Genomic DNA, 25870 nt, shown 5'->3' with positions numbered 1-25870 from the left:
TTCCAACCAGCACAACTGAAAGGATTTTAGCTTGTTAGATCGCATCCGGTTAATGATTGACAAATACCAAGACAATCTTAATTACGCAAACCGTAGCCAGTCGCCACTACACTAAAAGAAGCCTCTAAAATTTCTTCAGCTTTCGCTACAGCTCGATCCCCATTCGCCACCGGGATGACAACACATTCCCCAAGATAAGTTCTGTACCAATAAAACCAACCTTGTATTTGAGAAACATCACATCCAATAGGTTCGGGATCGAAACCTTCAAAAGTTTTTGTTGGAAACTGAGCTTGTTTAGTCGGGATTAGTCCCCGCTTAATTGTAGTGTTACTTGCAGCAGGTAAAGATTCAAGCATTTGGGTACTCAAAATCAATCCCGCCACAAAAACAAATGCGATCGCCTTATCTCGTCTCAAATCTGCTTTCACTCCCTGATTAGTTCTTTGGGTTCTGATGTGCGCTCTCCTACGAGATACACAAGAAATATTTTTCATAGATTGTAAATCCTCTAAGCTAGCTACAGTGGGCATTACCCCTAAATTCATTGTAATGCTTGATTCTTAATGGTTTCGATTCTTTTCTTGACTCAGCAAAAGGCAAGGAAAAATTAGCGATCGCTCCCAAAAGTAACTCCTTTACAAACTCTTGATAAATTTAGGGTGGAAAGCTAGAGATAGATAAGCCATAAATAGATAAGGTATCGCCGATCGACTAAGCGAGTCCTAACTAACACCAATTATTTTTCGTAGCTTATGACCCCTACTTCGGTAAAAATTCCCTTTGTTGACCTAAATTATTTACATCAACCGCTTCAAGCACAGCTTAAAGCTGCAATTGAAAATGTTATCGAGCGCGGAGATTTTATTTTAGGTCAAGCAGTAAGCGAATTCGAGCAAGCATTTGCTCGAGCAAGTAATGTCGAGTACGGAGTCGGAGTAGGTTCTGGAACCGACGCCATCGCCCTTGGCTTACAAGCTTGTGGAATTGGTTCTGGGGATGAAGTTATTCTCCCAGCAAATACTTTTATCGCCACTTTAATCGGTGTTTTGTCAACTGGAGCAACGCCGATTTTAGTTGATTGCGACCCGAACACAGCTTTAATTGACTTAGAAGCTGCCTCAAAAGCCGTCACTAACAAAACTAAGGCGATCGTTCCCGTACATCTGTACGGGCAAATGGTTTCTCCTCACCAATTACTTGATTTTGCCTCTACTTATAACTTACTAATTTTTGAGGATGCAGCGCAAGCTCATCTCGCCCAACGAGAAGGTTACACCGCAGGTTCGGTAGGAATTGCTGCGGCTTACAGTTTCTATCCTAGTAAAAATCTCGGTGCTTTTGGCGATGCCGGAATACTACTTACCAAAGATGAAAACGTCGCGAAAAAAGTGCGTAGTTTACGCAATTACGGCGCGCCACGAAAGTATTATCATACAGAAGTAGGCACAAATAGCCGTCTTGATAGTTTGCAAGCCGCAGTTTTAAACGTTAAACTGCCTTATCTATCTCAATGGAACGCCCTGAGAAATCAAGCCGCGCAGCAATACGATCGCCAGTTACAGAAACTAGATTCCCAAGGTATTACCGCGATCGCCAATCATAGTAGCACCGGACACATTTATCATCTGTATGTAATCCGCGTTCGCGATCGCTGTTCTTTAAATCAAGAACAAATCCTTGCCGGACTCGCTACTAAAGGAGTTCAAACAGGTATTCATTACCCTATTCCTTGTCATTTACAACCAGCTTATACCTATCTTGGTTATCAAGTTGGAGATTTTCCCCACGCTGAAGCCTTGTGTCAAGAAATTGTTTCTTTACCCATGTATCCTGGCTTGAGCGAAAGTCAAATTGAAGAAGTGACAACCAGTTTAGAAAATCTACTCACCACTGCTGTTATTGCCGGATAAAATTATGCAAAATACGCGCAAACTACCTTTATTTATTGAACGAAATTTGCTCGAATTTTTGATTATTGCTTTACTAGCAATTCTTTATCTACCTGTGCTAATTTATTGGTACGATGGCTGGTTAAATAAAAGTATTGGTATCGAACACGAATACTTCAGCCACGGAATTATCGGTTTACCTTTTGCCGCTTATATTACTTGGCTAAAGCGGAAAAAATGGCGCAGGTTAGCTAATACTTTTCATCCTCTAGGTGGCGTTTTATTAGCCGTGGGAGCGATTTTTTATCTCAGTGGTATTTCTGAATTAGTTAATTTATCGTTTCCTGCTATTTTAGCCGGAATTTGTCTAGGATTAAAAGGTCTTCCTGGCTTTAAACTCCAAAGTTTTCCCTTGTTGCTGGTATTGCTAGCAACCCCTAATTCCATACCTTATTTAATCTCTCCTTACACGCTTCCTTTACAAAAATTTATTGCAGGCGTAGCTGGATTTGTTTTAATTCAGTTTGGGATGGATATTACTGTTGAAGAAATCTACCTGACTGTTGGTGGAAGAGTAGTAGAAGTTGCACCTTACTGTGCGGGTTTAAAAATGCTATTTACCAGTCTTTATATAGCTTTAATGCTGCTCTACTGGACTGGAGCATTAGCTTCTCGCCAAAAAACAATTATCTTGTTATCAGGTTCGATAATTATCAGCGTTACGGCTAACATTATCCGTAATATTCTCCTAACTTACTTTCATGGGACAGGACAAAGTGTGGCTTTTGAATGGTTGCACGAAGGCTGGGGAGGTGACGTTTATTCAGCTTTGATGTTAGGTTTGATCGTGCTTTTACTCAATATAATTGACCGATTTTACCCTCAAGAAAGTGAAAGTAGTGGGTAATTTTGGTTAATGTTTTCAGATTTTTAATTTCAGCTTTTCAGGGTGCAAATTTTTCTACCATATCGCAATTAAATTGTCAATAAATTGCTGTTAATTGCCGGCAAGAGTGAAGCAAACAAAATAATTATTTATTTCCCAGTTAGATAAATGTTACTATCTATCTATAATAGTTAAAAGTAATTTAATACTTTCAACCTCCAAAAAAGCTTTGAGAAAATTTAAAAGCCAAGTAAATTGAATAAGCTTCAAATCTAAATTCAAGAGGAAAGATGCTTAACAAAAAAATAAAAAATCCATTTGCGATCGCACGCGTAACGATAATTATTTTCTTACTTTTCCTAGTAATAATTGGAGCAGTACCCAGTTACTTGCGAGGAACTTGGGCATGGATGAACCCCCCAGAAATAACCAATATCAAACAGCTTCGAGATTTGCGACAAAAAGGATTAACACTTCCAGGATGGCAAACAATCGAACAAGAAGAAATACCCATAGGCGGTCATAAATGGTTAGCGCAAATAATTCAAAAAAACGCAGAAAAACCAGTTTTACTGTTATTACTAAGCCAAAAAGACCATACCGATCGACCAGAAGTAGAATGGATGGATATTAGAGGAAGAGAAAGGTGGAAAAGCGATTCTCATCGGCAATTAAAATTTAATGTAGATTCAGCATCAATAGTCGCCCGTTTCTTTCGTGCTTACGGTCAACAAGGATTTGCCGCCGTCGTGCAATGGTATGCTACACCTAGTGGTGGTTATGCCTCGCCAATGCAGTGGTTTATTGCCGATAGTCTCGCACAATTACGGGGATCTCGGATACCTTGGGTAGCAGTTTCAATTAAAATTCCAACTAAGCCTGCGGCAGATTTAGAAACTGTGGAAGAGTCAGCCGAATCTTTCGCAAAAACCGTGCAAAAAACTTTAATGGAAGAAATTTTTACCGTTTCTGGTTAAGGAAGTAGAAAAGTGGGGAAAAATTATCTTTTCCAAAGACAAATTAAAGCAGTGACATTAGTTAGTTTAGAAGCGATCGCGTCTTTATTACCTTTAACGCTCTTATTTGGGTTTAGCAATAATTTTACCCAAACTAGCATTGCCCAAACTTTACCACCCGTACCCTTACCCCCGCTACCCTACGAACAAACCCCAACATTACCACCAATACCAGAAACCTTTGGTCCAGCAAGTCCGATTCCACCAACTGGGGTATCACCCCAACCCTTTGAATTTAATCCCTCAAACCAGTTTAGTCGCTACCGTCTTGGGATTGGCGATACCATAGCAGTAATCGTACCTCGGTTTCCAGAATTTAATTTTCAAGGAGTAATTAATCTCGAAGGAGATATCGTCATGCCAATTTTAGGTAGAATCTCTCTGGTAGGATTAACTTTAGAAGAAGCAGAGGCAAAAATTCGCTTTGAGTTAGCCCGTCGCTTTCTCAGAGAAGAACCAGTGCTAAATGTTGCTTTAGCTGCACCACGTCCCGCACAAATTACCTTAGCAGGAGAAATATTTAGACCCGGTTACTATCCTCTCCAAGCCGGAATTCAGCTTACCTCAGCAATTTTAACCGCAGGTGGCGTTACCAACCAAGCAGACTTGCGTTCGATCCTAGTGCGTCGTACTTTAATTGACGGTACAATTATCGAGCAAGAAGTTGACTTATACACGCCACTGCAAAACGGAACCAGTCTTCCCAACTTACGCTTACAAGACGGGGATGCAGTGATTGTTTCTCGCTTAGAAGTAGGGACAGATCGAGATTACGATCGCACTCTCGTTGCTCGTTCCAGTATTGCCGAACAGCAAATTACCATCCGAGTCTTAAGTTATCCTACAGGCAGAATTGGCGCAATCAATCTACCCAATGGTAGTAACTTTCTCGATGCACTAACCGCGATCGCTCCTAGCCCTAATGATGCTAACCTCAGTGAAATTGCCTTAATTCGTTACGATCCTGAAGAAGGTAAAGCCCTTACGCAAATTTTAAATGGGAAAAGAGCGCTTCGGGGCGATCTCGCTCAAAATGTCCCTCTCCAGGATAATGATGTTATTGTAGTTGGTCGCAGTTTAGTGGCGAAAATCACCTATGCTTTGAGTGTCTTTACTCAACCATTTCGCGATATTCTCGGCTTTTTACTCTTTTTTGATTCTTTGCAGGATAGTGCGAGAGAATTATTCGGTCCTGGTGCTGATGTCTTTGATAACGACAATAATAACGATAACACTGATCCCAACACTGATAACACCGATAACACTGATACCAATACCGATAATTAATGAAAAAACTATTGATTCTATCAGTTATAAGTTATCAGTCCCCAATCCCTTCCAATTCATCCAATTTCCCCACTGTCAATATCGACTACCAAGCACACTACTCACTGGTAACTGATAACTGTTCACTGTTCACTGAAAATCCCAATCACCAATCACCAGAATAATGTTAACGTGGAGACGATCGCCAAAAATAACCAATATAGCTAACGCTCAAGTTTGTTTCACCCAATGCTTTTACAGTTATGACTCTACCTATTGTTAAACGCTTTCTTATCTCCCTAGATCGCAACAAATGGATCGGTTTATTCAGTTTTATGTTTGTTGTCGGGGTTTCTGGGGTAGTAGCTGTGCAAACACCACCAACTCCTCCCACAATCTATAGAGCTAACGGAACCTTAACATATAGTCCTCAACCTGTTACTTTTACGGCAACTGGAGAATTACTGCAACAACAAGGTAGAGAAATTACTGGCGATATTATTAAAGCTGATTGGGTAATTGAAAATGTCGCCCAACAATTAGGTGCGGAAATCAAAGAAGTAAAAAAGATTATTGCTGATAAGCAAATAGATATTAGAATTCCCAAAGAAGACGAGCCTCCGGAATATCGCTTGCAATACGTGGCTCCCACCGAAGAAGCGGCGGAGAAGGTGCTGGCTTCGTTTATGCAAGCGATCGTTGATTATAGTCGAGAACGTAATACTTTTCGACTCCGAGAAAAGATTGAGGAGTTGGAAAAAAGATTACCAGAAGTTTTGGTGGAAGTAAAAAAGGCAGAACAAGAACTAGATCGATTTGTGCGTGAGGAAGGTTCGGCTTTGTTAGCTGCTCAGGACGGTACTTTAGTGGGAGCAATTACTGGCGCTCAAGAACAACAACGTCAATTAAGAATTACTCTCCAAGGAATCGATACGCAAATTAGAAGTTTGGAAAATAGGTTGGGTTTAAGTGCTGATGAAGCTTATACTTCGGCGGCTTTGAGTGCTGACCCAATTATTGCTAATTTGCGGGCGCAAATTTATCAAACTGAGGCGCAAATAGAACTTTTAGAGGAAGATTTGCGTCCGGAACATCCACAAATGATTGAGTTGCGCCGACAGCAACAAGCTAACGAACAACTGTTGCGAGAAAGAGCGGCGGAAGTAATCGGGGGTCAAGGTGAGTTTGCTCCTTTACCAAGTCAAATTCGTCAAGATAGTGCTTTAGATCCAGCGAGACAGCAATTAGCAAATAACTTGGTTCAATTGCAAACTCAACGGGAAACGCTTATCCAACAATTAGCAGCGACTAGAGAAACGGAGTTGGAATTGCGGCAAACTTACGAGTCTTTACCGAATAAGCAGATGGAACAAGCTCGCTTGCAGCAGGAGGTGCAACTGCAACAGTCTCTCTATGGGAAAATTCAAGCGGCGTTGCTGGATGCTCAAGCCGCGGAAGCGGAAACGGTGGGTAGTTTGACGGTGACGCAAAAACCAACGATCAAGGCTGAGGAACCGGAACCGCCGATGAGTCCAATTATTTTAGTTGGTGCGGGTGTAGGTATTGGTGCTTTGGTGGCTGGTGGGGTAATTTTCTTGCTTTCGACTTTGGATAACAAGCTTTATACGCCTCAAGAGTTGCGAGAAGCTCTTTCGAGTCGGGATGTGTTGCTGTTGGGAGAACTACCTCGCGTTTTCAGTATGGTGCCAGTTCCGGAAGAAACGGGAATTATCGAGTCGGATTCTCCTTATTTACCGCTTTACGAACGGTTCCGTAGTAATATCCGTCGTTTAGGTGCGAAACCACCGAAGGTGGTGTTGATTACCAGTGTAAGTCACGAAGAAGGTAAGACGGTGACTGCGTATAATTTGGCGATCGCCTCGGCGGCGGCTGGTAAGCGTACTTTGTTAATTGAAGCTAATTTGCGCGATCGCTCTCATTCTCAAGCTCTAAAATTGGCTGCCGATCCTGATGCTGAAGTCGAACCTCTACGTTATTACGGTTCTCGCAATGATTGCATTCGCTTAGTTCCCGAAATCCAAAATCTCTATATTGTTCCTAGTCCCGGACCGCAACGCCAAGCTGCGGCTATTGTTGAGTCTAGCGAACTACGACGGTTGATTGAAGATGCTCGCGGACGCTTCGATTTTGTAGTGGTAGATACTCCTTCCCTTTTCAGTTGTAATGATGCTCTCTTACTTGAACCTCTTACTGATGGTATAGTTTTAGTCACTCGACCTGGTTACACTGTCGGCGCGATGCTAACTGAAACTGCCGATCGATTTACTGAAGCGGAACTGCCTTTGTTGGGAGCAGTAATTAATGATGTTGATAAGTTTGTTCCACTTCCTTCTGCTCCAGAGGTGAAAGAAACTCATTTTGAAGAACCGGATCGACTCGGTGAAGAGGACACTCCAGAGTTATCTCCAGAAACAGAAAAAGAACCTTCACCTCAAACTACTTATCGGTAAGAGGAGTCAAAGTAAATTTGCTCTTGTAGTTCATAAGCCTATTTCTCGTTCAAAGAACCGAAACGTTTAAAGGGGAAATAGCGAAAGACTATTTTGCCAATTATTTTTTCTTCGGGAACAACTCCCCAACAGCGACCATCATAGCTATTATCGCGGTTATCTCCCAAGACAAGGTATGAGTTTTCTGGTATGACTACTGGTTGAGTCAGATAAGGTCGATCTTCAGGTAAACAAAAAATTTCTGTCTCTTTTTCCTGAAGATAATTTTCTGTTAAAACTGTATTGTTAACGTAAACTTTTCCCTCTTTGAGTTCGATTTTATCCTCGGGCAAACCCACAACTCGACCGAGAAAAGTACCTTGAAAATTTCGTTTTCGTAAAGCTTCAGTTATCTCAAAAACAATAATATCTCCTCGCTGAGGTAGGCGAGAATCATAAGCTAATCGATTTGCCAATAAACGATCGTTAATTTTTAAAGTTGGTTCCATAGAACCAGAAGGTACATAAAAACTTTTGTAAGCAACACTTAGATAACCCAAAAAAGCGAGGATACTCAGAGAAAAAAAACCACCAGTAATAACGATTAGTAAAATTAGCGGCTTTTTAGCTAATAGATTAAGATTATGTCGTAAAGGCATGGACAAAACTTAGCTACTAGAACATATATTTATACCAAATTGATTGATAAAATCAGGAGAAAAGGCGATCGCCTTTTCTCCTGATGATTAAATTACTAATTAAGCTGTAACTAATTCCTTTTCAGGACGCTTGCTGTTGCGAATACCTTCAATAGCCTCAGCATAACTAGGAGCTTTAAATACAGCCGAACCAGCAACGATCGCATTTGCACCAGCTTCTAACACCTGCCAAGTATTATCTGGCTTCAGACCGCCATCAACCTCAATCCAAGGATTCAGTCCGCGATCGCTGCACATTTGACGCAATTGCTGAATTTTCGGTACTACACCAGGAATAAAGCTTTGACCTCCAAAACCAGGGTTAACGCTCATAATTAAAATCAAGTCGCACAAATCCAGCACATACTCAATCAACTCTAAAGGAGTACCCGGATTAAGTACAACTCCAGCTTGCTTACCTAAATCCTTAATTTGACCGAGAGTGCGGTGTAAATGCGGCGAAGCATTATGTTCGGCGTGAACAGAAATAAGATCCGCGCCTGCTTTAGCGAAATCTTCGACATATTTTTCTGGTTCCACGATCATTAAGTGAACGTCCAGAGGCTTTTTCGTCACTGGGCGAATTGCCTTCACAATCAGTGGACCAATGGTAATATTTGGCACAAAGCGACCATCCATCACATCAACGTGAATCCAGTCAGCACCCGCTTCGTCTACAGCCTTAATTTCTTCTCCCAGACGGCTAAAATCCGCCGACAGAATCGACGGTGCAATTACAACTTTATTATCGGAGGGGGTATTGGTCATCGTGGTTTCTCAGTAAAATTCATATTTGGTAATAATATTAACAAAATCTTTAGTTTTTTCCCTAGAGCGTGGGAACCTCAATTAATCTGTTTGCGGCTCTCCGTAAATAAATCCATTCCCACTAGTTCCCAAAAAAACTCGTCCGAAGACATTTAAATCTCCCACCAAGACATTGAAGTCCCCCAAATAGCCTTGAGGGTAGTCAGCGATGCGTAGCCAAGTTTTACCGAGATCGGTTGAGCGAAAAACTCCCGACTCTCCAGCGACTTTTCCTTCAAGGAAAACTGTCGGATGATTTACCCCAGGAGCTGCTTTCCCAAAGCCAAAAACTTGTGCTTCGTCAACATTTGCCACTTTGACAAACTCTTCACCGAAGTTGCCGGAGCGATATAAGCCTTTTTCTTTTAAACTCACCCAAACTTCACCAGCCATACCAGGAGCAGTATTTACTTTCGCTCCTTTCCAGACGCCTTCAGGTAGCATCTCATTGACAATTTGCCAAGTTTCACCACCGTTGTCGCTGCGTAACATTCGTCCCTTGACGTGATGATAAAGGTAAAATGTGCTACCTCGAACTGGATCTGCGGCTAATATTTGTTGACTATTCCAAAGATGAGTATGCGCTCCACCGCCAAGATCTCCTTCGGTAAACCAATCGATTCTTTGCCAGGTTTTGCCTCGATCTTTAGTAAAATAAGCAGGTTTCCAGTTAGTAGGTTGCCAAACTATATTGTTGACATCTGTAGCCGAAACAGCCACGTTACCAAAGATTAATTCATTGGGATGAGTTCCTTTTTCTAAGGAAGGAAATTGTTGCCAAGTTTTTCCATTATTAGTTGAAAATCCGGCACGAATTTGGGAAAAATTGTGATGAGATGCGCCGACAGAAACAATAAAGTTAGGATTACCACTGCTGTAGGTGATGCTGGTGGTTGTGTTAAAAACTTCTCTACCGTGAGTTTTCTCAGGGAAAGCATCTAAAGAATCATGGCGAAATCCATCAAAATCGGCGATCGCAGTCAGCAAACTTGCTCCTCCGGGCGTACTTACGCCATCAAAGGTAACAATTTCTTCAATTCCATTCACGACTGCTGCCCATTTTACCTGGCGATCGCGACTATTTTCTGTTTTCCAAACCCCAACACCATTAGTCAGCCAAACTTCTTCGGAATTAAAAGGAGAAATAGCTATACCTCCTGTCAGAGTGTAAAAACACCAGTCAGGATACCAAGATACTTTGTTAATAGTATTTTTCAATGTTGTCCAGGTTGTACCGCCATCCTCGGAACGGTAAATGTTATTAGGAGTCATCGGATAAGTAACGACAAAAATAGTTTCCGGTTGGTGAGGATCGACAGCAATAGCCGAATAGTTTTTCCCTGTTTCTGGGGTAAGATCTTGCCAACCTGTGGAGGTGAATTTCCAAACACTACCTAATGAATCTTTTTGTCGCTGGTAAAGAGTAGTAAATAGCTCTCCTTTATTGTTAACAATTCCTTGTTGAGGAACGAGATCGGTAGATGAAAATTCTCGTAAAAGTTTCCAGCTAGTTCCGCCGTCAGTAGTTTGATAAATTCCTTTACCAGCTACCCCGGCATAGATTATTTGAGTTTGGCTATTAACTGTATCTGAGGTGGGATCGAAAACTACATAAGTTACGCCAGCTTTTTGTTCGCTATCGGGATGAGATTCACCTACGGGAACCATTTTCGGATCGATTTGATTCCAAGTTTCTCCCCCGTTTTCGCTACGCCAAAGTCCGTCTAAACGAGAAGCGAAATAAATGATATTCTGGTTATGAGGATCTACTGCTAAACGTTCTCCCGTCCATCGCCAATGTTCGTTTCCACCCATTGGTAAAGAAAGATTGAGGAGTTGCCAAGATTCGCCGCGATCGCTAGATTTAAGGGTATATCCAGGATTTAATTTGTCTTGAGATTTAGTATAAGCACCAGTTGCTACATAAATTAAATCGGGATTGCTAGGCGCGATCGCTACACTTTCAACTGAGTAAGGTGGATATGGTATATTTTCGGGTAAGTTATCAGCCTGAAATAATTGTCGCCAACTTTGGTTTGTCGAGTTCCAACCATATAATCCACCCACATCAGTACGAGCGTATACTATGTCAGGAACTGTAGGATGAACGACTATACCCGTCACAAAACCACCACCACCAATTTTGACATTTTTCCATTCGTATACTTCATTCGTTGTCGTTGTAAATAAAGCTACCTCGCTTGGTAGGCTTGATATACCACTATTGTCGGTTAAAGTCAATAAATTTTTGCTAAAAAATACGAAGAATAAAGTAGCGATCGCTAAACCCAGATAAGCCAATTTAGCTTTTGGCAAAATTCTCAAAGATTTAACTTTATTAACTAAATAACGGGCTTTTTTTCTATCTACGAAATTCATTTTATCTAAACAAAATAGTTAATTTTTAGCTAGAGATGTATAAAAATAGCGAGCGAGATGCTCGCATACTAAAAGTTCCCAAACCGATACTTTAGAGTTACAAATTCTCCCCTTGAACCTTTCAAACATTAAAAAGAAAACTCTTTTTCTAACAAAGGTTTATATCTTTCTACTGGCATTCCCGCTTTCGCTGTAATCATCAAAGCTACTTGTTCTGGTGCAGTTTTTTTAATCAATTGTGACAATTTTTCATCATCAAGAGCTTCGGGATACCAATAGTCATTACAAAGATTTTCTGCTCGATTGTAATGTCCTGATTCTGATTGCAAAATCCGCTCGACAAAGATACCATAAAGCACGTACTCAGATAAATTATAAGTATTTGCTAATGTTTCAATCCATCCTCGTCCAGACACACTTTCCAAGTGTTTGCATAACTTAACTACATTTTCTTTTTTCCAAGTAATCGCATTACCAATGTAGTCAGGAATTGTCAGATCTACATCAGGCAATCCTAGCAAATTACTAGCAGACTGATGCCATTTGAGATGTACTTTCTTTTGAATTTCGTTTCCTTTTGGTTCGCGATAAAATCTTACTTTCCCGTCATCACGAACAAAAGTTTGAAAATCAAAAGGGCGGACAAAGACTACATCTGAATCCACAAAAACAGCTACATCTTCGGCAATTTCTTGTCCGGTGGCAATCTTGACAATTTGCTGAACTAACCAATTCCGTAAAGGCATTGTTTTCAGGCTCAACCAGGCTTTTTTTAGGAAAGGTACGCGCTGAATCCACCAAGGTAAAATATCTTCTACTGCTAGCAGTTCAGTATGGGAATTTTCTAATTGCCGAAAAAGTTGTAAATCTCGCCGATCGACAATCAAATAATGTTTAACAGCCGGAGAAATAAATTTATCGACACTCTCACACAATAATTTACAGCGCTCGAAATCAGGAGCATAGCTAGGAGTAATAATACCAAAAGTAACTTGCTTATCGTTCATTTTTTTTGCAGTTTTTAGCGCGTTCTCGTGAAATAAAATAACGTTCTTTAGCAAAGATAATTGAGTTTAAAAGTTGCCCTTGCTTTTGTCTACACAATGTTTAAGAATATCTACCAAAGCTTGATAATTATGCTTAGCACTAAAATAACGTTCAGCTTTAGCACGACTGGCGACTTTCATTGCAGCTAGACGTTGGCGAGATTCACATAGCGATCGCACGGCATCAGCGATCGCTTCCGAGTCATTAACTGGTACTAATAACCCATTCACCCCGTCTTCTATTTCTTCGGCTAATGCTCCTATCTTAGTGGTAATTACCGCAAGTCCTGATGCCATTGCTTCCAAAACCACGATCGCGTTTGTATCTCCTAACGTGGGAAAGACAAAAATATCTGCCTCAGCGAACAACTGTTGCAATTGAGGGCTATTCGGTGTTAATCCTCGATGCACGCGAATCGAACCTTCTGAGGAAATTTGTTCGTCTTTTGTAACGATATCTAACTCGCAAAGATCGGCTAAACCTCCACGAAACGCATCCAGCAGGATACTTCCCCCTTTGCGTTCAAAATCACCACCAACGAACAGCAGACGCATAGGTCGATCTGTTACTACTGGTTTAGGAGTAAAATGCCAGCGATCGAGATGAACACCTGGAGGTATGACCGTAATTTTATCAGCTTCGATCCCGTAATCTTTCTCTAAACTCTGTTTAACCCAATTTGACCAAGTTATTAAAGCCGCCGCTTGTTGAAATATTTTTCGATACCAAGCAAATTTCAGTCGCGCGATCGCTCCTTTAGCAGTATTAGAACTATAAGCTGCGGCGATCGTTTCAAAGTTATCAGGCGTAGCATCCAAAGAAATTACGGTGGGAATACGCTGGATATGTTCCAAGCTAAATAACGAAGTCAGTTGCGTATGGTAGAACAAACAGTCTAAATTTTCTTGGCGTAAGGCTGTTTTTACCATACCTCTAGCTCGCAAACTAAGCAACAAAGATATATTCGGTACTCGTATTCTTTTCCAAATATCGTTAACTTCCAGAGGTACTAACATCCAAGATGGCTGTACAGAATTATCTTCAGCCAGCGACTGGATTAGATTTTGGGCGTGGGTAACATGACCTAGCGTTTGTTCGAGGACAAAACCAAAGCGATAGAGTAGAGGCATATAAATTAGTTAAAGCTATCAACAAATCGATCTTCAAACTCAGTAAATTTTTAACTTGCTATTACTTTCAATTTTGCTCTTGAACTTCATTTACTAATTCGGTAACTTCCTCAGATTCTTGTTCCCGATAAAATATAAAATCTTTTGAGCCTTTGTAATTAATTATTTTTGCAGGTACACCTACAGCTACAGCATTATCGGGTAAATCTTTAGTAACCACTGCATTAGCTCCGATCGCCACATCATTACCAATCGTAATTGAACCAATAATCCGAGCGCCCGCACCGATATAAGCGCGATCGCCAATTTTAGGAAAGCCTTGCTTATCTCCCCTGCCACCAATTCCAATCGTCACATCTTGACTTATCGTACAATATTCACCGAGCTTCGCACCACCGACGATTATATTGTATGGATGAGGTATAAAAAGACCTTTGCCAATTTCCGATCTATTGGGTAACTCAATACCACTAATAAACTCAATTATTTTTCGCCAGATAGCCGATAAAATCTTTAAAATAAGTCGAATACCAGGTATATGAACGTGATAGTGAACCCAACGACTAAACCTGTATTGAGCCGTAGCCCATACACCTTGCCTTGTTAAGACTACCATCAACCAGGGTGTGTTATCGGTATATACATACCGATCGATATCTGCGCGTAAGTTTTCTAACATGATAATAACTTGTTCTTCGTTTAAATTAGAAATTGTTTTTCACTTTTTCCTAGAAAGCCACTTTCAACTTGCCAATTTTTGCAGCATCTTAACGGCAATTTTATTCCAGTTTAATTGATATTTTATTTTCTTCCTCGCTTGTTTAGACATAGAAATTAATTTGCTAGAATCAGAGAGTAATTCAATAATCTTATTTGCGAAAACTTCAGCATCCATTTCCCGAATTACAATCCCATCTACTTGGTCATCAATAATTTCTGGCATTCCATCTTTATCGGAAACGAGACAAGGAACTCCGTAATTCAGTGCTTCGAGCAAAAATTCTTGAAAAGGTTCGCACCGCGAAGGAGCAACTACTAAATCACTGTTGAGGAAAAGTTCGCGCATTTCGTCTCGAGATGATATCCGTCCGGGATTAATAATTCCTGGTTCGCTAGTCAAAATTTTTTTACCAATTATAACTAGCTGGGAATTAGGAAGTGCTTCTCTTACTTTTGGAAAAGCCTTTAAAACTAAATCGCCTCCTTTTCTTTCAAAGTCCGAACCATTAAACAATATTTGCTGACTGCCAAAGGTTTTTTTGCCCTCGTATGGAAATTGAAAATTACCAGCAGAACCGACCACAGTAATTTTTTCTTCAGGCACATCATAATCTTCTTTGAGAGAAGTTTTTCCTTGTTCGCTCATTGTAAAAAGATGAGTAGCTTTTTGGTATGCTTGACGTTCGCACTCCAGCCAATCTTCACGTTCTTTGTCATTTAAAAAAGGTGCCCAAGGAGACCAATTTTCGATCGCAAGCGCCATTGTATAATCGAGATACATAGCATAAGGAATATCTAAATTATTATCCCAAATTGGACAATACTTACTAAAAATATGAAGAACTAGATCCGGTTTGTATCCTAGTTGTTTAATTTTCGCTTCAGTTTGACGAGATTTAGCAATAAAGGCTCGTTTATTTTTTTGAAAAAGGCGATCGGCGGTACTTAAGGAAATTTTGTAAGTTATTCGATAAATCAAACTAATTAATGATTCAATAACTCGCAAATTAGAAAAGTTGCCACTGGGTAAAGTTTCTACTTGCTTAACGTATTGAGAGATAGCTTCAACCAGAAAGTGATAGCGATAGAGAAATCCTTCCTCTCCCGTAACCAGAAGCTTTTTGATTTGCATAGTTTTTTCCTTGTAACTGAAATAATTGTAATTTCAAATTCATAGTTACCCAAAAAGCAGTTTTTAGTTAAGGGGCAATAACTGCTGATACTGTGAAAGAGCTTTCTCCAAAGAGAAATCCAATGCTCGTTTTTGCAGTAACTTGGAGTCAGGAGATTCTGCAAGTGTTTGAGCGATCGCTTTTGCCATTGCCTCGCTATCTCCTACAGGAACTAATTTTCCATATTTGCCATTTGCTAAAATTTCTGCCGGACCGCTTTCGCAATTAGTCGAAACTACTGGAGTTCCTGCTAGCATTGATTCTACCAGTACATTGCCAAAACCCTCCCAAGCAGAAGAAAGAACCAGTACAGCAGCACCTGCCATATAAGCATAAGGGTTATCCACAAAACCAGGAAAATCTAGATCTTTGGCGACACCAAGTTTCTGAGCTAAAGTTTCTAATGGTAAACGTTCTGCACCTTCTCCTAAGATTATCAGTCTCGCTGGTTGCTGTTGTCGGACTTTGGCAAATGCCTCAATAAGAGTAGAAAAATCTTTTTGCTTAGTCAAACGTCCCACCCCTAAAATTACAGGTGGCTCTCCAGGCGCCAACCAAGAATGTTCTGGTGGTTGCTGAATTTTTGCTTTCATCTGGGGAGTGACAATCGGGTTATAAATAACTTTTAGATTACGCGATCGCAAGCCTAGTTTAGTCAGATCCTTGGCTACGCCCTGAGATACAGCTATCACTGCATCTGCCCAAGGGTAGAACCACGAAACCACATAAGGAATTATTTTCCGCTTCAAACTTGTCGCATTTCGGGACTCCTGAGAAAGTGTATTATGTACCGTAACAACGACTTGAGTGGAAACTCCCGAAAAAAATTTAGCGCCCAATGCGACTAAATTAGTATCTTCCAACGCCGACAACACCGCTAAAGGACGCTCTTTCTTTAAATAATTAACTAAAGCAGGTAAGCTTTGTAGTAATCGCTTCTTCTCTAAATTAATCACCTTGACGTTTGCTGGAATTTGAGTCAAATAGGAACCTTCTCTTTTAACTAAAATCAAGTCCACGCCAAGACCATTTTTACAGAAACCCTCAGCTAAGTTAAGCATTACTCGTTCTGCTCCACCTCCTTCTAAAGACGAAAGAAATATTGCTACTTTACCCATTAATTAATTCTCCTCAATCAAAGCTTAGGGCGAGAATTTTTCACGACACCGAACTCGCTGTTAATCTGTTTGTCTCGCTGGGATAAATCTCGACAAAGCCAATGACACATACAATACCCAAAAAATTGAATTATGTTCTACGAGTGTAGATTCAGTTTGATTATAAAGTATTAGAAACGATAAATACATCAGAGGCCACAATCCTTCTTTAGCTTTCGTCAAACGGGCTGAAAGAATTCCCCTTCTAGCAATACTGATAAAACTCAGTACAAAAAATAAAACTCCGACGAAGCCAAAAGCAAGAGCTAACTCTAAAAAACCATTATGAGAATGAGGCGGAATGTAAGTTGTTCCATAAACTTTTCCTACATAAGCTGACTGTCCGTAAATGCCGTGCCAAAATCCCATATATCCATAACCTAACCAAGGTCGTTCCTGAATTTTATCTATTAAAGCAGACCAAATTATCGTCCGTCCAGATAAAGTAAGATCGCGTCCCGCACTGCTAACAATCCTTTCTGCATTACTCAAAACCCAAGTAACTGTACTAGCAACTACCAAAACTACGCTAAGGACGAAAGGTGTTGCCAAAGTAAATCGCCATCGAAACGCTTGATATAAAGGAAACATAAGTAAGAGAATCATTGATAATGCTAGAGCAGTTTTTGAAGTTGTGAGCAGAATTAAACCAATAGAAAGACCAAAAGTAGCCCAAATAAGATAACGTTGTTTGCGATTTTCTGGAGTTACAACTAAAAAAACTATCGAACTCAAAACCATTAAGCGAGCAAAAATGTTTTTTTGAATAAAGATTCCTCGCCAAGCACCTGCGTGAACTCCACTTTCAATACCTCGTCCTGGCAAAGCTAAAGTAAATAAAAGGCTTAAAACGGCGGCAATTCCCAGTGCCATAGCTGTAAATTTGAGCTGGGTTTTTAAGCTATAGCGTGAAGCTAAATATAAACCAAATGTAGTTGTTTCTAAAAGAGCCAGAGAACGACGTTGGGTAAAATCCGGAAAATCCGACCAAAGATAAGAAGTTATAATTAGGGCAATTAAAAACCAAATAAATTTATTTCTTAATGCCGCGCCAAGAGTCCTTCGCCAGCGCACAACCAGCAAAGCTAAAGCCAGTAAAAAAATGCCATGTTGCCACAAGGATAAAAGAGAAGAAAGTGGATTATAACCAGGGACAGGAGAACCCAATTCACCTTCAGATTTGGCAAATAAACTTTCAAAAGCTAGGGCGCCACTGAAAAACAGTAGGGCAAAAAGTGAATATATATTTTCTAATTTAGATATTTTTACCATGTCTTTAAGCGATAGTAGAAAAGCCTTAAATTATTTTCAACTTTTTCAGGCAAACTTAACAATGATAAGTATTTTTCAATCACTACTTGGCACTCAGCATCATTGCTATTTGTACTTTGATAGAGACTTAATCCGGTGGTAAAAGAATTGTTGGCAAACTTAGTTATTGAAGGGAAATTTATTCTCAGCCAATAAGCGGTTAAAATATATATTTTAGCTCTTACTTTTTCTTTTTCTCGATCTTTCCGGTAAGTGTAAATATTATTATTGTGAATTCTCTGAAGAGATAATTCTTTTGCTAAAGCAAAACCTTTAGCTAAACCTAGTGCAGCAAACTTGATGTAGTTATCGCTCAAAGAAACTTTTTCGCCTCCAGGCATTGGTAAAATCTTTTCTAAAAGCGATCGCCGAAAGCAAAGCCCAGAAGTGGCAGGAATTCCCCAGGGAGGAAGATAGCCGTTAATTTTACCTCTCCTAATTGGTATTCTTAAATCATATTCTCTGGAAGCACTTATTTGTTTACCTTCAAAAGGCATTTCTTTTTCAAGTTCAAGCTCGTCTGTATTAACTAAATTTTGGGGATGGAAACACCAACCTAAATCTGGTTGATTACTCAAAATCTTGACGACTTCGGCTACCTTTGTGGGCAGAAATAAATCATCAGAGTCTAAAAGACAAATGATTTCTCCTTTACTTGCAGCAAAGCCTGCATTAATAGCTGAAGCTTGACCGCCGTTTTTTTTGAGTATGGGAATAATTTGCTTGCCATAACTAGCAATTATTGCCGGTGAGTTGTCTGTAGAACCATCATCGACAACAATTACTTCGCAGTTAAAATAGGTTTGGTTGAGGGCGCTGTTAATTGCTTCTCCAAGAAAGCGCTCGTAGTTATAGTTATTAATGAGAATACTGACTAAAGGATTAGTGTCCATACTTAAATTTAGACATGACTAAAAAATTTCTTGTAACTTGTGTAAACCTAATAATTTTTTGCTTAAATCTTCCAGTGAGTTAAGTCTTTTTGTAAAACTCTTGACAGAGTATCAATTTCTGTGCTAAATTCCTCGATCAATTTAGCACGAAAATCTGAGCTAAGAGGTTTTCGTTTAAATTCTTCTCTATTTGTCTGTCGAATTTTATTCACCAGTCCAAAACTTTCTACGCCTAAAACTTTTTTGGCGATCGCTGCTGTTTTCATTAAACTCGGAGGAGTTTTTTCGGTAATTATCCCCAACCAAGCTATTTTGTGCTTTCTGTTGGCATTAATTCGCGGAAAATCAACTCTGCCGTCATCTGGTAGTTCCAAAAATTCTAAAACTTTTCGATAAATTGTCGCTGTTGAAGATTTAAAATCATCAAATAGAATTAATTTTACTTGCTCAGAGGGAAATATTTGTAACAGTTTCTCTACTTGAGAACCTAATTGACCAATTGACTTATACTGAAAAACATAAGGATTTTGAGCTAATTTAGGTAAATTAAAGCCTTCTTGACGAGATTTCTGCAAACTCCAGGCTTTCTCAAAATCTTTTTCATCTTCATCGTAGTTATACACCAGTTGAGAGTGATAAGAATAAACCAAATCTACTGGATTGCGAAACATTGCGATAATTTTAGCCTTTGAGTTATATTCATAAATTCTTTGTAAAGCAATAGACGAATACAAATAGTGTACTGAGGCTTCTCCAATTGCGAGATGCTTATCAGTAGCCTCTTCAAACAATTTTAAATACTGTTCCCAGGTTTTTAGATTAGGAGTATTAAATTCTGCTTCTGCAAAATAATGAGGTTCTTTAGGGGAAGATAGATAAACATTCGGGTGAGTTTTCAAATATTCGCTCAGGGCGGTTGTCCCGCATTTGGGAGCGCCGATGATAAAAAAATTTGGCTTCTTCATTTTTTTCGATCCCCTCAATTAAGTTTTCCGAGAACAGTCGAGTTAATTTGCAACCTTTTTTGGGCAAATACGACTAAAATAATATTCCAAAAAAATGTGCTAGTTGCTGTTGCCGTAGCAGCACCTTCTACACCCCACTGGGGTATCAGGATCGCATTTAAAATAATATTTAAAAGCGCACTGGCAGAAATACCGATCGCCGTATCGCGTTCGTGACCAGTCATAATCAATAGTAAAGCAACTGAGCCTGTAGCAGCATTAGCTAGCTGACCAAAACTTAAAATTGTTAGGGCTGTTTGCCCTTGAACAAATTCTGCACCAAAAAGCAAGAGAAACCAATAACCAAATGCTATTAAAGCAAAAGCAATTGGTAAAGCAGCTAACAAAACCATTCGGCAACCTTTGGTAACGACTCGCTGTAGTCGCCTTTTATCTCCTTGGGCATATAAACTCGCAAAAGTAGGTGCGAGAGAAGTATTGAAAGCTACTAACACGAATGTAATTAAACTAGCACCTCGATTAGCAACCGTGTAGATACCTACCGCTTCTGAATCTTTCATTGCCCCTAACATCACTGTGTCTGTTTGGTTATTAACAATGTATAAACTACCAATAAGTAGCATTGGTAATGCACTGCGGAGCCAAAGTAAGGGGCGATATTCAGCAGGTGTATGTTTAATATTCTCTGGTAAATATCGATCGAGTAAATATGCTCCAACCAAAAAAGCTATTCCTGTAGCCGCAGTATTCATTCCCATTGCCCAAGGGGTACTCAAACTGATACCCAGAAGAGACAATCCCCCAAGTAGAATAATTAACAAGATCGGACGAACGAGCATTTCTGGTACTTGCCCGATGACAATACGTTGAATAGCTTGCATTGCTGACTGTCTAAGTCTTGCTAAGGCGGCAAAAGGTAATGAAATTATGGCGATTAAAAATGTAAAGAGCGTTTGTGAGTCTGAAGTTGGGGTCAAAACCCAAATAACCACGGCTGCTAAGATACCCAAGATGAGAGCAGAAAGTAGAACGACTTGGTTAGCCCAACGAAGAAGACCATGAGCCAGACTCCAGTTTGATTTAGTTTGATAAACGGCAACTTCACGGGTAATTACTCCTTCAAGTCCCAGTACTGCTGGTATTAACAGAAGGCTTACCCAAGCTAGGGCATAAGCGTAACTGCCAAATCCTTCTGCTCCTAAAATTCTCGCCAAAAGTAAGCTAATAGCATATGCCAAAAAAGCATTGGCTACTTTGATCCCAAAAGTTCCTGCTGCGACCCTGGCGATGAAGCCTTGCAGACTGTCAGACTGAGTTTTTCTGATAAGTTTTTGTCCGGAATTGAGAAGATGCTGCTTTAATCTGGTTGCGGCAGTAAGGATATGCTGATACATAAAAAGTACCTAACAAAAAGCACAAATTGTTTGGGGAAAATTTTTAATTTTGTCTGTCTTGTTTGATTTATGGTTTCAGAGAGTTTGTGGGCGCTTTGGGTACTTTTGTTGCTGGCACATCACTATGATCCTCATGATAGCTTTTAGCATAATGGAAATAACTATCAGGTTCATTTTCAACGAAGACACTGTTCGTTACTAAGCCGAGAACATTTTGACCTGATTTTTGTAAAAGTTCTTTAGCCGCAGTTGCACTTACTCTGTCAATTATGCCTGGTCTTGCTACTAGCAAAATTCCATCTGTCATTTTACTGAGTGTGAGGGCATCTGCTACTAGTAACAGTGGAGGTGTATCAATGATGACAAAATCGTAATCTTGACGGAAACTCTCAATTAATAACTTCATGCGCTTGGATTCTAGCAAAGCTAAAGAATTAGGAGGAATTACTCCTGAGGGTAAAACATCAAGATGAGGCATAACTGGTTTTACTGCTCGTTCTAATTCCGCGCGATCGACGATTACGTCACTCAAACCTAGTTCGTTAGTTAACTGCCAAATATGATGTTGGTAAGGATGGTGTAGATCGGCATCGACTAATAAGACGCGACTACCAAGTTGGGCGATCGCGGCGGCTAAGTTTGTTGAGATGGTGGATTTTCCTTCTTTGGAAACTGAACTGGTAACGACAATTACTTTTAAGTCGCGATCGGGACTGAGAAATTTCAAGTTCGCCTGCAACATTCGGTAGGCTTCGCTATTTATAGAATGAGGTGAGTCGATAACTTGACGTTCTGGGATAGTTGACTCTACTTGCATTCTGGAAAAAATACCTTTTTTCCGAGAACTAGGAATCATACCCAATAATGTATAGTTAAACAAATTGCGCAGTTCTTTGCTAGTTTTAACTGAGGGATCGATCAGTTCTAGGACAAATGCTGTAATTACATATAGTCCAGCACCAAAAATAATTCCTGTCCCTAAAACCATTTTTTTACTGGTAGAAACTGGATCTTCTGAGGCAATAGCCGGACTAATGATTTGAGCGTTGCCTACATTTTGATTTTCAGCAATTTGAACTTGTTGTAAGTTATTGAGTAAAATTTGATAAGTAGATTGAGCAGCATCTACTTGTCGCTGTAATTTTTGCTGTAACTGTTCGAGTTTCGGAACTTGATTCGCGCGTTGGTTATACAATGAGCGCAGTTTTTCTAAAGATTCTATTTGTTCGAGTAGTTCTCGACGTTCTAACTCAGCACTTACCAATTTATCGGTTAAACCTGCTTGTAGTTCGCCCATCTGGAAATTTTGTTCGCTGAGTCTTGGGGACTCACCTAAAACTGCGTTGACTCGTTGTGCTAAGAGATCCTCTAGGGCTATTTTCTTTTCTTGTAAGTTGATTACTATTGGGTTGCGATCGGAAAACCGACTTTGTTCGGTGGCTAACTCTTCTTCTACTTCTTGTAATTTCGTAAGTGCTTGCTGAACTCCCTCGGATTCGCTTAAAGAGTTTACGGCTAAGGCTTGTTGAGAATTCAGTCCCATTTGGTTTTGAATTTCTGCGATCCTAACTGTAACTCTTTGCAGTTGCATATTTGCTTGGTCAATTTGGCTATCTAATTGATTAGTTTGAGCAACGGCGAATTCTTTTTCTGCTGCCAAATTGACGATCTCGTATTTCTCTTTAAAGTTTCGCAGTGCTATTTCTGCTTCTTGTAGCGCTGCTTCGGTTTTGGGAAGTTGTTCTGTAATAAACTGTCGTGCTGCGGCTGCTTCGGCGCGATTAACCAGAATATTATTTTCGATATAAATTTCCATAAGTTGGTTAACTACCAACTCAGCTTTTTCTGGATCGGGATTTTTATAGGAAATTAGTAAAACGTCTGTGCCGGGAATATTACTAACGTTAAGGCGGCTAATGAATTTTTGGTAAGTTAGAGGTTTGCCTTCTTCGGTGGTTAAATTTAAGGTTTCGATAGTTCGATTGACAACGGGAGCTGTGCGAATTACTTGTGCTTCTGTATCTAAAGGAGTATTGTTGGTATTTAAAGAATCTAGTTTACCAATTTTTTCTCCAGCTTCCGTAATCAAGGCGGAAGTAGTATTTTGTTTTTTGAATCTCAGCTTGCCGTAAGCTTGATAGATATCCTCGATCGACAGGGCTTTATAAAGAGAAATAGCAACAACTGCTATCCAAACTAGGCTTGCGGGCAACCAGTGCCTTTTCAAAATCAGCCAGTATTTCTGCAAATCGATTTCTTCCGGATGTTCTTGAGGTTGCATAGATGTTTTTAATAAAGCAGGAATCATCTCTTATTCTAATTCCTACCAAATCTAGTGCTACTCTGCCACTCTCTTAAGGTTAGTAATTTTGGCATCTTGATTTTCCTTCCTTGCTCCTACTGAGTAATAAATATCAAACAGAGAACGACTGTAAATTTTTACGTCTAGGGGGGCGACACAGTCTCTGGCAGCTTTTCCTAACTGTAATCTCCAAGAACGATCTTCAATTAAAGACTGCATTGCTTCTTTTAACCCGGTTATGTCACCCGGATTAACTAATAATCCTGTCTGTTTGTCTGTGACTAGCTCTGGAATACCTCCTACGGGGGTAGTAATTGCTGGTAGTCCCCAACTCATTCCTTCTAGTAATGCCATTGGCAAACCTTCGTTATAGGAAGGGAGGAGGAAGACATCAGCCTGGGCTAATAATTCTTGGCATTGCTGTTTGGTTATCCAACCAGGGAAGAGGATTTGTTGGTCGATTTGTAAGCTTTGAGCTAGGTTGGTTGCTTGTTCGATTTCTCCACTTCCTGCTAAAATTAGCTGTGCTTTTTCTCGCTGTGGTGGTGGAAGTTGGGCAAAGGCTTGGAGTAAGTCAAAGATGCCTTTACGTTGATTGATTTTTCCCAGGAACAGGAATTTAACTTGTTCGGAGTTCTGGCGATCGGGTATGCTCTCAGGGATAGCTACTGGGTTAGGAAGGACTACCACTTGTTCTGGTTTCAAGCCGCAGCGATCGCTGTAAAATTTTTTCCAGCTTTCGGATAAGACGATTATATAGCTACATCGTCGCCATACCCAGTTGAGTCCTATTTTGGGCAGTTTAGGTAGTTTTTCGTAAAACAAATGGAATTCGCAACCATGAGCGTGCATGATTACTGGCTTACGGAAGGCGAAGGCAATCAGTGCGAGGATTGATTTTCGCACTGTGCTACCTCCTTCAGCTACATGAATGTGAACTAAATCTACTTTTCCTCGTAATAGTTTCCCCAAGAAAAAAGTTACTGCCTGAGAAAAGAGTTTCAATGTACTGCTTTCTCCATCCCAGGTGGAAGCGTGTTCAATTTTTACTTCGGAAGGGGCAGTATTCAGAATTAGAGTTTCTACTGAACCCATTCCTCCTTTCTCTTCCAACCCAGGACCGAGCATCACCACATTCAGCTTTTTCATCTTTTTCGTTACGAGTAGCTATTTTCCAGTGTAGTCACTAGAAGTACGGTTTATTCTATCACACTCTTTTTGCGAGTTTCCTACCTAGTTCTTGCTAAATGCAAACTGAGTTTTTGGTGCAGAATTAGTCCTAAGAAAGGAATATCTTCTACTAAATATCTTTTCCAAAGTCGCTTCGGTTCTAAAATCAGTCGGAATAACCACTCTAAACCTAACTGACTCATCCATTTTGGCGCTCTTTTCTTGGCACCTGCTTCAAATTCGATGGTAGCACCTATTGCCAGAAAAGTTTGGATATTTTTCAAGTTATTTTTATATTTAAAAATCCATTTTTCTTGTTTCGGGGCGCCTACACCGATCGCTAAAACTGTCGCTCCAGAGTTATTAATTAAATTAATAATTTTCTGACATTCCTGTTCGTCTTTTTCAAAGCCAAAAGAAGGTGTATGAGAACCGACAACTATTTGACGTCCTACTCTAGCATTAATTTTCTTTTGTGCTCGATCGGCTACTCCTTCTGGTCCTCCGAGAAGAAAAATTTTAACATCTCGATCCTGTTTATAATAGTCGCAAAAAGCGGGAAATAAATCTGAACCAGAGATTTTTTCTCTAATTGGTTGACCCAAAAATTTAGATGCTAACAGCAAAATTTGACTATCACAAACTCGAAAATCGGCAGTTTGATATATTTGATAAAATTCCGAATCTTTTTGGAGTTTAATTAGATGATCTACGTTAGGTGTATATACTACACCTCCTTGCTTAAGCTTTTCTAACAATTCATTTAGGCTCAGATTGTCAATTTGGATGTTAAGTAAGTTAACTCTATTCATATGGACACCCCAGTACAACTAAAAAAATTTTTGTAAGTAAAATTCCGAAGAGGATAAGTAAATAATTTTTGCGTAGTCTAGTGGAATTTATGTAGATTATATCGACTACTTGGGCTGAGAGTCAGTACCTTTACTGAATCTTCATTGAATCTTTAAATTAGGCGGCATTAGGGCTGAAAATCAGGCGATAAATTCTCAGACCCGGGATTGTCTTCTCGCCAGGCAGGTTGAGAGTTTCAGTAAAATTAGGCAAACGGTAGTTAGTTTGCTGTTTGAGGCAGTAACTTTACTTAAACTTTAAATTTAATTGTTCGCTGATGTATCTATCTCAATAAGTAATTGTTACTATTCCCTAAGTGACAAAGTTGACCTTGACGGTCGATCGAGGAAAGAGCGCGATTGG

Annotated in this window: 21 protein-coding genes; 5 read left to right on the top strand and 16 right to left on the bottom strand. The window is 39.9% G+C overall.

The features are described 5' to 3' along the window. Positions 1–77 precede the first annotated feature (77 nt). Positions 78–548 (bottom strand): hypothetical protein, encoded by a 471-nt coding sequence (locus G3T18_RS03240; protein ID WP_224409089.1) that lies wholly within the window; start codon positions 546–548, stop codon positions 78–80. Between the two features lie 207 nt (positions 549–755). Between G3T18_RS03240 and G3T18_RS03235 the strand changes: the two genes are divergently transcribed. The 5 genes from G3T18_RS03235 to G3T18_RS03215 all read left to right on the top strand — a co-directional run bounded on the left by G3T18_RS03235 (position 756) and on the right by G3T18_RS03215 (position 7531). Beyond that, a complete protein-coding gene (locus G3T18_RS03235; protein WP_224409088.1) occupies positions 756–1913 on the top strand; it encodes a DegT/DnrJ/EryC1/StrS family aminotransferase in 1158 nt (385 codons plus the stop codon). Between the two features lie 4 nt (positions 1914–1917). Beyond that, positions 1918–2799 (top strand): cyanoexosortase B, encoded by an 882-nt coding sequence (gene crtB, locus G3T18_RS03230; protein ID WP_224409087.1) that lies wholly within the window; start codon positions 1918–1920, stop codon positions 2797–2799. Between the two features lie 269 nt (positions 2800–3068). After that, on the top strand, positions 3069–3755 hold the full coding sequence (locus tag G3T18_RS03225) for a cyanoexosortase B system-associated protein (protein ID WP_224409086.1): 687 nt from the start codon (positions 3069–3071) through the stop codon (positions 3753–3755). A 12-nt stretch (positions 3756–3767) separates the two neighbouring features. After that, entirely contained in the window at positions 3768–5081 is a 1314-nt protein-coding gene (locus G3T18_RS03220) for a polysaccharide biosynthesis/export family protein (protein WP_224409085.1), read from the top strand. Between the two features lie 242 nt (positions 5082–5323). Next, positions 5324–7531: a GumC family protein gene (locus tag G3T18_RS03215; protein ID WP_224409084.1), complete on the top strand. Its 2208-nt coding sequence runs from the start codon at positions 5324–5326 to the stop codon at positions 7529–7531. Between the two features lie 38 nt (positions 7532–7569). Here G3T18_RS03215 and lepB read toward each other — a convergent pair whose 3' ends face one another. The 15 genes from lepB to G3T18_RS03140 form a co-directional block, all read right to left on the bottom strand. Next, entirely contained in the window at positions 7570–8169 is a 600-nt protein-coding gene (gene lepB / locus G3T18_RS03210) for a signal peptidase I (protein ID WP_224409083.1), read from the bottom strand. Positions 8170–8268: 99 nt separating this feature from the next. Further along, positions 8269–8976: a ribulose-phosphate 3-epimerase gene (gene rpe, locus G3T18_RS03205; RefSeq protein WP_224409082.1), complete on the bottom strand. Its 708-nt coding sequence runs from the start codon at positions 8974–8976 to the stop codon at positions 8269–8271. A gap of 81 nt (positions 8977–9057) precedes the next feature. Continuing rightward, positions 9058–11394 carry a carbohydrate-binding protein gene (locus G3T18_RS03200; RefSeq protein ID WP_224409081.1) on the bottom strand — a complete coding sequence of 779 codons (2337 nt, stop codon included), beginning with the start codon at positions 11392–11394 and terminating at the stop codon, positions 9058–9060. A 128-nt stretch (positions 11395–11522) separates the two neighbouring features. Then, complete coding sequence (locus tag G3T18_RS03195; protein WP_224409080.1) at positions 11523–12401, bottom strand: DUF6492 family protein; 879 nt, start codon at positions 12399–12401, stop codon at positions 11523–11525. A gap of 66 nt (positions 12402–12467) precedes the next feature. Then, a complete protein-coding gene (locus G3T18_RS03190; RefSeq protein ID WP_224409079.1) occupies positions 12468–13571 on the bottom strand; it encodes a glycosyltransferase family 4 protein in 1104 nt (367 codons plus the stop codon). Between the two features lie 67 nt (positions 13572–13638). Further along, positions 13639–14250 (bottom strand): serine O-acetyltransferase, encoded by a 612-nt coding sequence (locus G3T18_RS03185; protein ID WP_224409078.1) that lies wholly within the window; start codon positions 14248–14250, stop codon positions 13639–13641. 63 nt (positions 14251–14313) lie between these two features. Then, the gene (locus tag G3T18_RS03180) at positions 14314–15423 is read right to left on the bottom strand and encodes a glycosyltransferase family 4 protein (RefSeq protein WP_224409077.1); all 1110 of its coding nucleotides are present in this window, start codon (positions 15421–15423) and stop codon (positions 14314–14316) included. A gap of 63 nt (positions 15424–15486) precedes the next feature. After that, positions 15487–16581: a glycosyltransferase gene (locus tag G3T18_RS03175; protein WP_224409076.1), complete on the bottom strand. Its 1095-nt coding sequence runs from the start codon at positions 16579–16581 to the stop codon at positions 15487–15489. Between the two features lie 60 nt (positions 16582–16641). After that, a complete protein-coding gene (locus G3T18_RS03170) occupies positions 16642–17892 on the bottom strand; it encodes an O-antigen ligase family protein (protein ID WP_224409075.1) in 1251 nt (416 codons plus the stop codon). Next, positions 17886–18824 carry a glycosyltransferase family 2 protein gene (locus G3T18_RS03165; protein WP_224409074.1) on the bottom strand — a complete coding sequence of 313 codons (939 nt, stop codon included), beginning with the start codon at positions 18822–18824 and terminating at the stop codon, positions 17886–17888. The genes G3T18_RS03170 and G3T18_RS03165 overlap by 7 nt, the downstream gene beginning before the upstream one ends. A gap of 62 nt (positions 18825–18886) precedes the next feature. Further along, positions 18887–19789 carry a sulfotransferase domain-containing protein gene (locus G3T18_RS03160; RefSeq protein ID WP_224409073.1) on the bottom strand — a complete coding sequence of 301 codons (903 nt, stop codon included), beginning with the start codon at positions 19787–19789 and terminating at the stop codon, positions 18887–18889. Positions 19790–19803: 14 nt separating this feature from the next. Further along, positions 19804–21183 (bottom strand): flippase, encoded by a 1380-nt coding sequence (locus G3T18_RS03155; protein WP_224409072.1) that lies wholly within the window; start codon positions 21181–21183, stop codon positions 19804–19806. Positions 21184–21250: 67 nt separating this feature from the next. Next, positions 21251–23491 (bottom strand): GumC family protein, encoded by a 2241-nt coding sequence (locus G3T18_RS03150; RefSeq protein ID WP_224409071.1) that lies wholly within the window; start codon positions 23489–23491, stop codon positions 21251–21253. Between the two features lie 30 nt (positions 23492–23521). Next, the gene (locus tag G3T18_RS03145) at positions 23522–24634 is read right to left on the bottom strand and encodes a glycosyltransferase family 4 protein (RefSeq protein ID WP_224409070.1); all 1113 of its coding nucleotides are present in this window, start codon (positions 24632–24634) and stop codon (positions 23522–23524) included. A gap of 80 nt (positions 24635–24714) precedes the next feature. Next, entirely contained in the window at positions 24715–25467 is a 753-nt protein-coding gene (locus G3T18_RS03140) for a WecB/TagA/CpsF family glycosyltransferase (protein ID WP_224409069.1), read from the bottom strand. Positions 25468–25870: the final 403 nt, after the last annotated feature.

This window comes from Oscillatoria salina IIICB1, assembly GCF_020144665.1.
In the GTDB taxonomy this organism is placed as follows: Bacteria; Cyanobacteriota; Cyanobacteriia; order Cyanobacteriales; family SIO1D9; genus IIICB1.
This window is presented reverse-complemented; position numbering and strand designations above follow the sequence as displayed.

Excerpts from the sequence above, each read along its gene's own strand:
- G3T18_RS03150 (WP_224409071.1), bottom strand. The coding sequence starts at position 23,491 with ATGATTCCTGCTTTATTAAAAACATCTATGCAACCTCAAGAACATCCG.
- G3T18_RS03235 (WP_224409088.1), top strand. The coding sequence starts at position 756 with ATGACCCCTACTTCGGTAAAAATTCCCTTTGTTGACCTAAATTATTTA.
- crtB (WP_224409087.1), top strand. The coding sequence starts at position 1,918 with ATGCAAAATACGCGCAAACTACCTTTATTTATTGAACGAAATTTGCTC.
- G3T18_RS03165 (WP_224409074.1), bottom strand. The coding sequence starts at position 18,824 with ATGGACACTAATCCTTTAGTCAGTATTCTCATTAATAACTATAACTAC.
- G3T18_RS03190 (WP_224409079.1), bottom strand. The coding sequence starts at position 13,571 with ATGCCTCTACTCTATCGCTTTGGTTTTGTCCTCGAACAAACGCTAGGT.
- G3T18_RS03195 (WP_224409080.1), bottom strand. The coding sequence starts at position 12,401 with ATGAACGATAAGCAAGTTACTTTTGGTATTATTACTCCTAGCTATGCT.
- G3T18_RS03200 (WP_224409081.1), bottom strand. The coding sequence starts at position 11,394 with ATGAATTTCGTAGATAGAAAAAAAGCCCGTTATTTAGTTAATAAAGTT.
- rpe (WP_224409082.1), bottom strand. The coding sequence starts at position 8,976 with ATGACCAATACCCCCTCCGATAATAAAGTTGTAATTGCACCGTCGATT.
- G3T18_RS03140 (WP_224409069.1), bottom strand. The coding sequence starts at position 25,467 with ATGAATAGAGTTAACTTACTTAACATCCAAATTGACAATCTGAGCCTA.
- G3T18_RS03170 (WP_224409075.1), bottom strand. The coding sequence starts at position 17,892 with ATGGTAAAAATATCTAAATTAGAAAATATATATTCACTTTTTGCCCTA.
- G3T18_RS03215 (WP_224409084.1), top strand. The coding sequence starts at position 5,324 with ATGACTCTACCTATTGTTAAACGCTTTCTTATCTCCCTAGATCGCAAC.
- G3T18_RS03155 (WP_224409072.1), bottom strand. The coding sequence starts at position 21,183 with ATGTATCAGCATATCCTTACTGCCGCAACCAGATTAAAGCAGCATCTT.
- G3T18_RS03225 (WP_224409086.1), top strand. The coding sequence starts at position 3,069 with ATGCTTAACAAAAAAATAAAAAATCCATTTGCGATCGCACGCGTAACG.
- G3T18_RS03240 (WP_224409089.1), bottom strand. The coding sequence starts at position 548 with ATGAATTTAGGGGTAATGCCCACTGTAGCTAGCTTAGAGGATTTACAA.
- lepB (WP_224409083.1), bottom strand. The coding sequence starts at position 8,169 with ATGCCTTTACGACATAATCTTAATCTATTAGCTAAAAAGCCGCTAATT.
- G3T18_RS03185 (WP_224409078.1), bottom strand. The coding sequence starts at position 14,250 with ATGTTAGAAAACTTACGCGCAGATATCGATCGGTATGTATATACCGAT.
- G3T18_RS03160 (WP_224409073.1), bottom strand. The coding sequence starts at position 19,789 with ATGAAGAAGCCAAATTTTTTTATCATCGGCGCTCCCAAATGCGGGACA.
- G3T18_RS03175 (WP_224409076.1), bottom strand. The coding sequence starts at position 16,581 with ATGGGTAAAGTAGCAATATTTCTTTCGTCTTTAGAAGGAGGTGGAGCA.
- G3T18_RS03145 (WP_224409070.1), bottom strand. The coding sequence starts at position 24,634 with ATGAAAAAGCTGAATGTGGTGATGCTCGGTCCTGGGTTGGAAGAGAAA.
- G3T18_RS03180 (WP_224409077.1), bottom strand. The coding sequence starts at position 15,423 with ATGCAAATCAAAAAGCTTCTGGTTACGGGAGAGGAAGGATTTCTCTAT.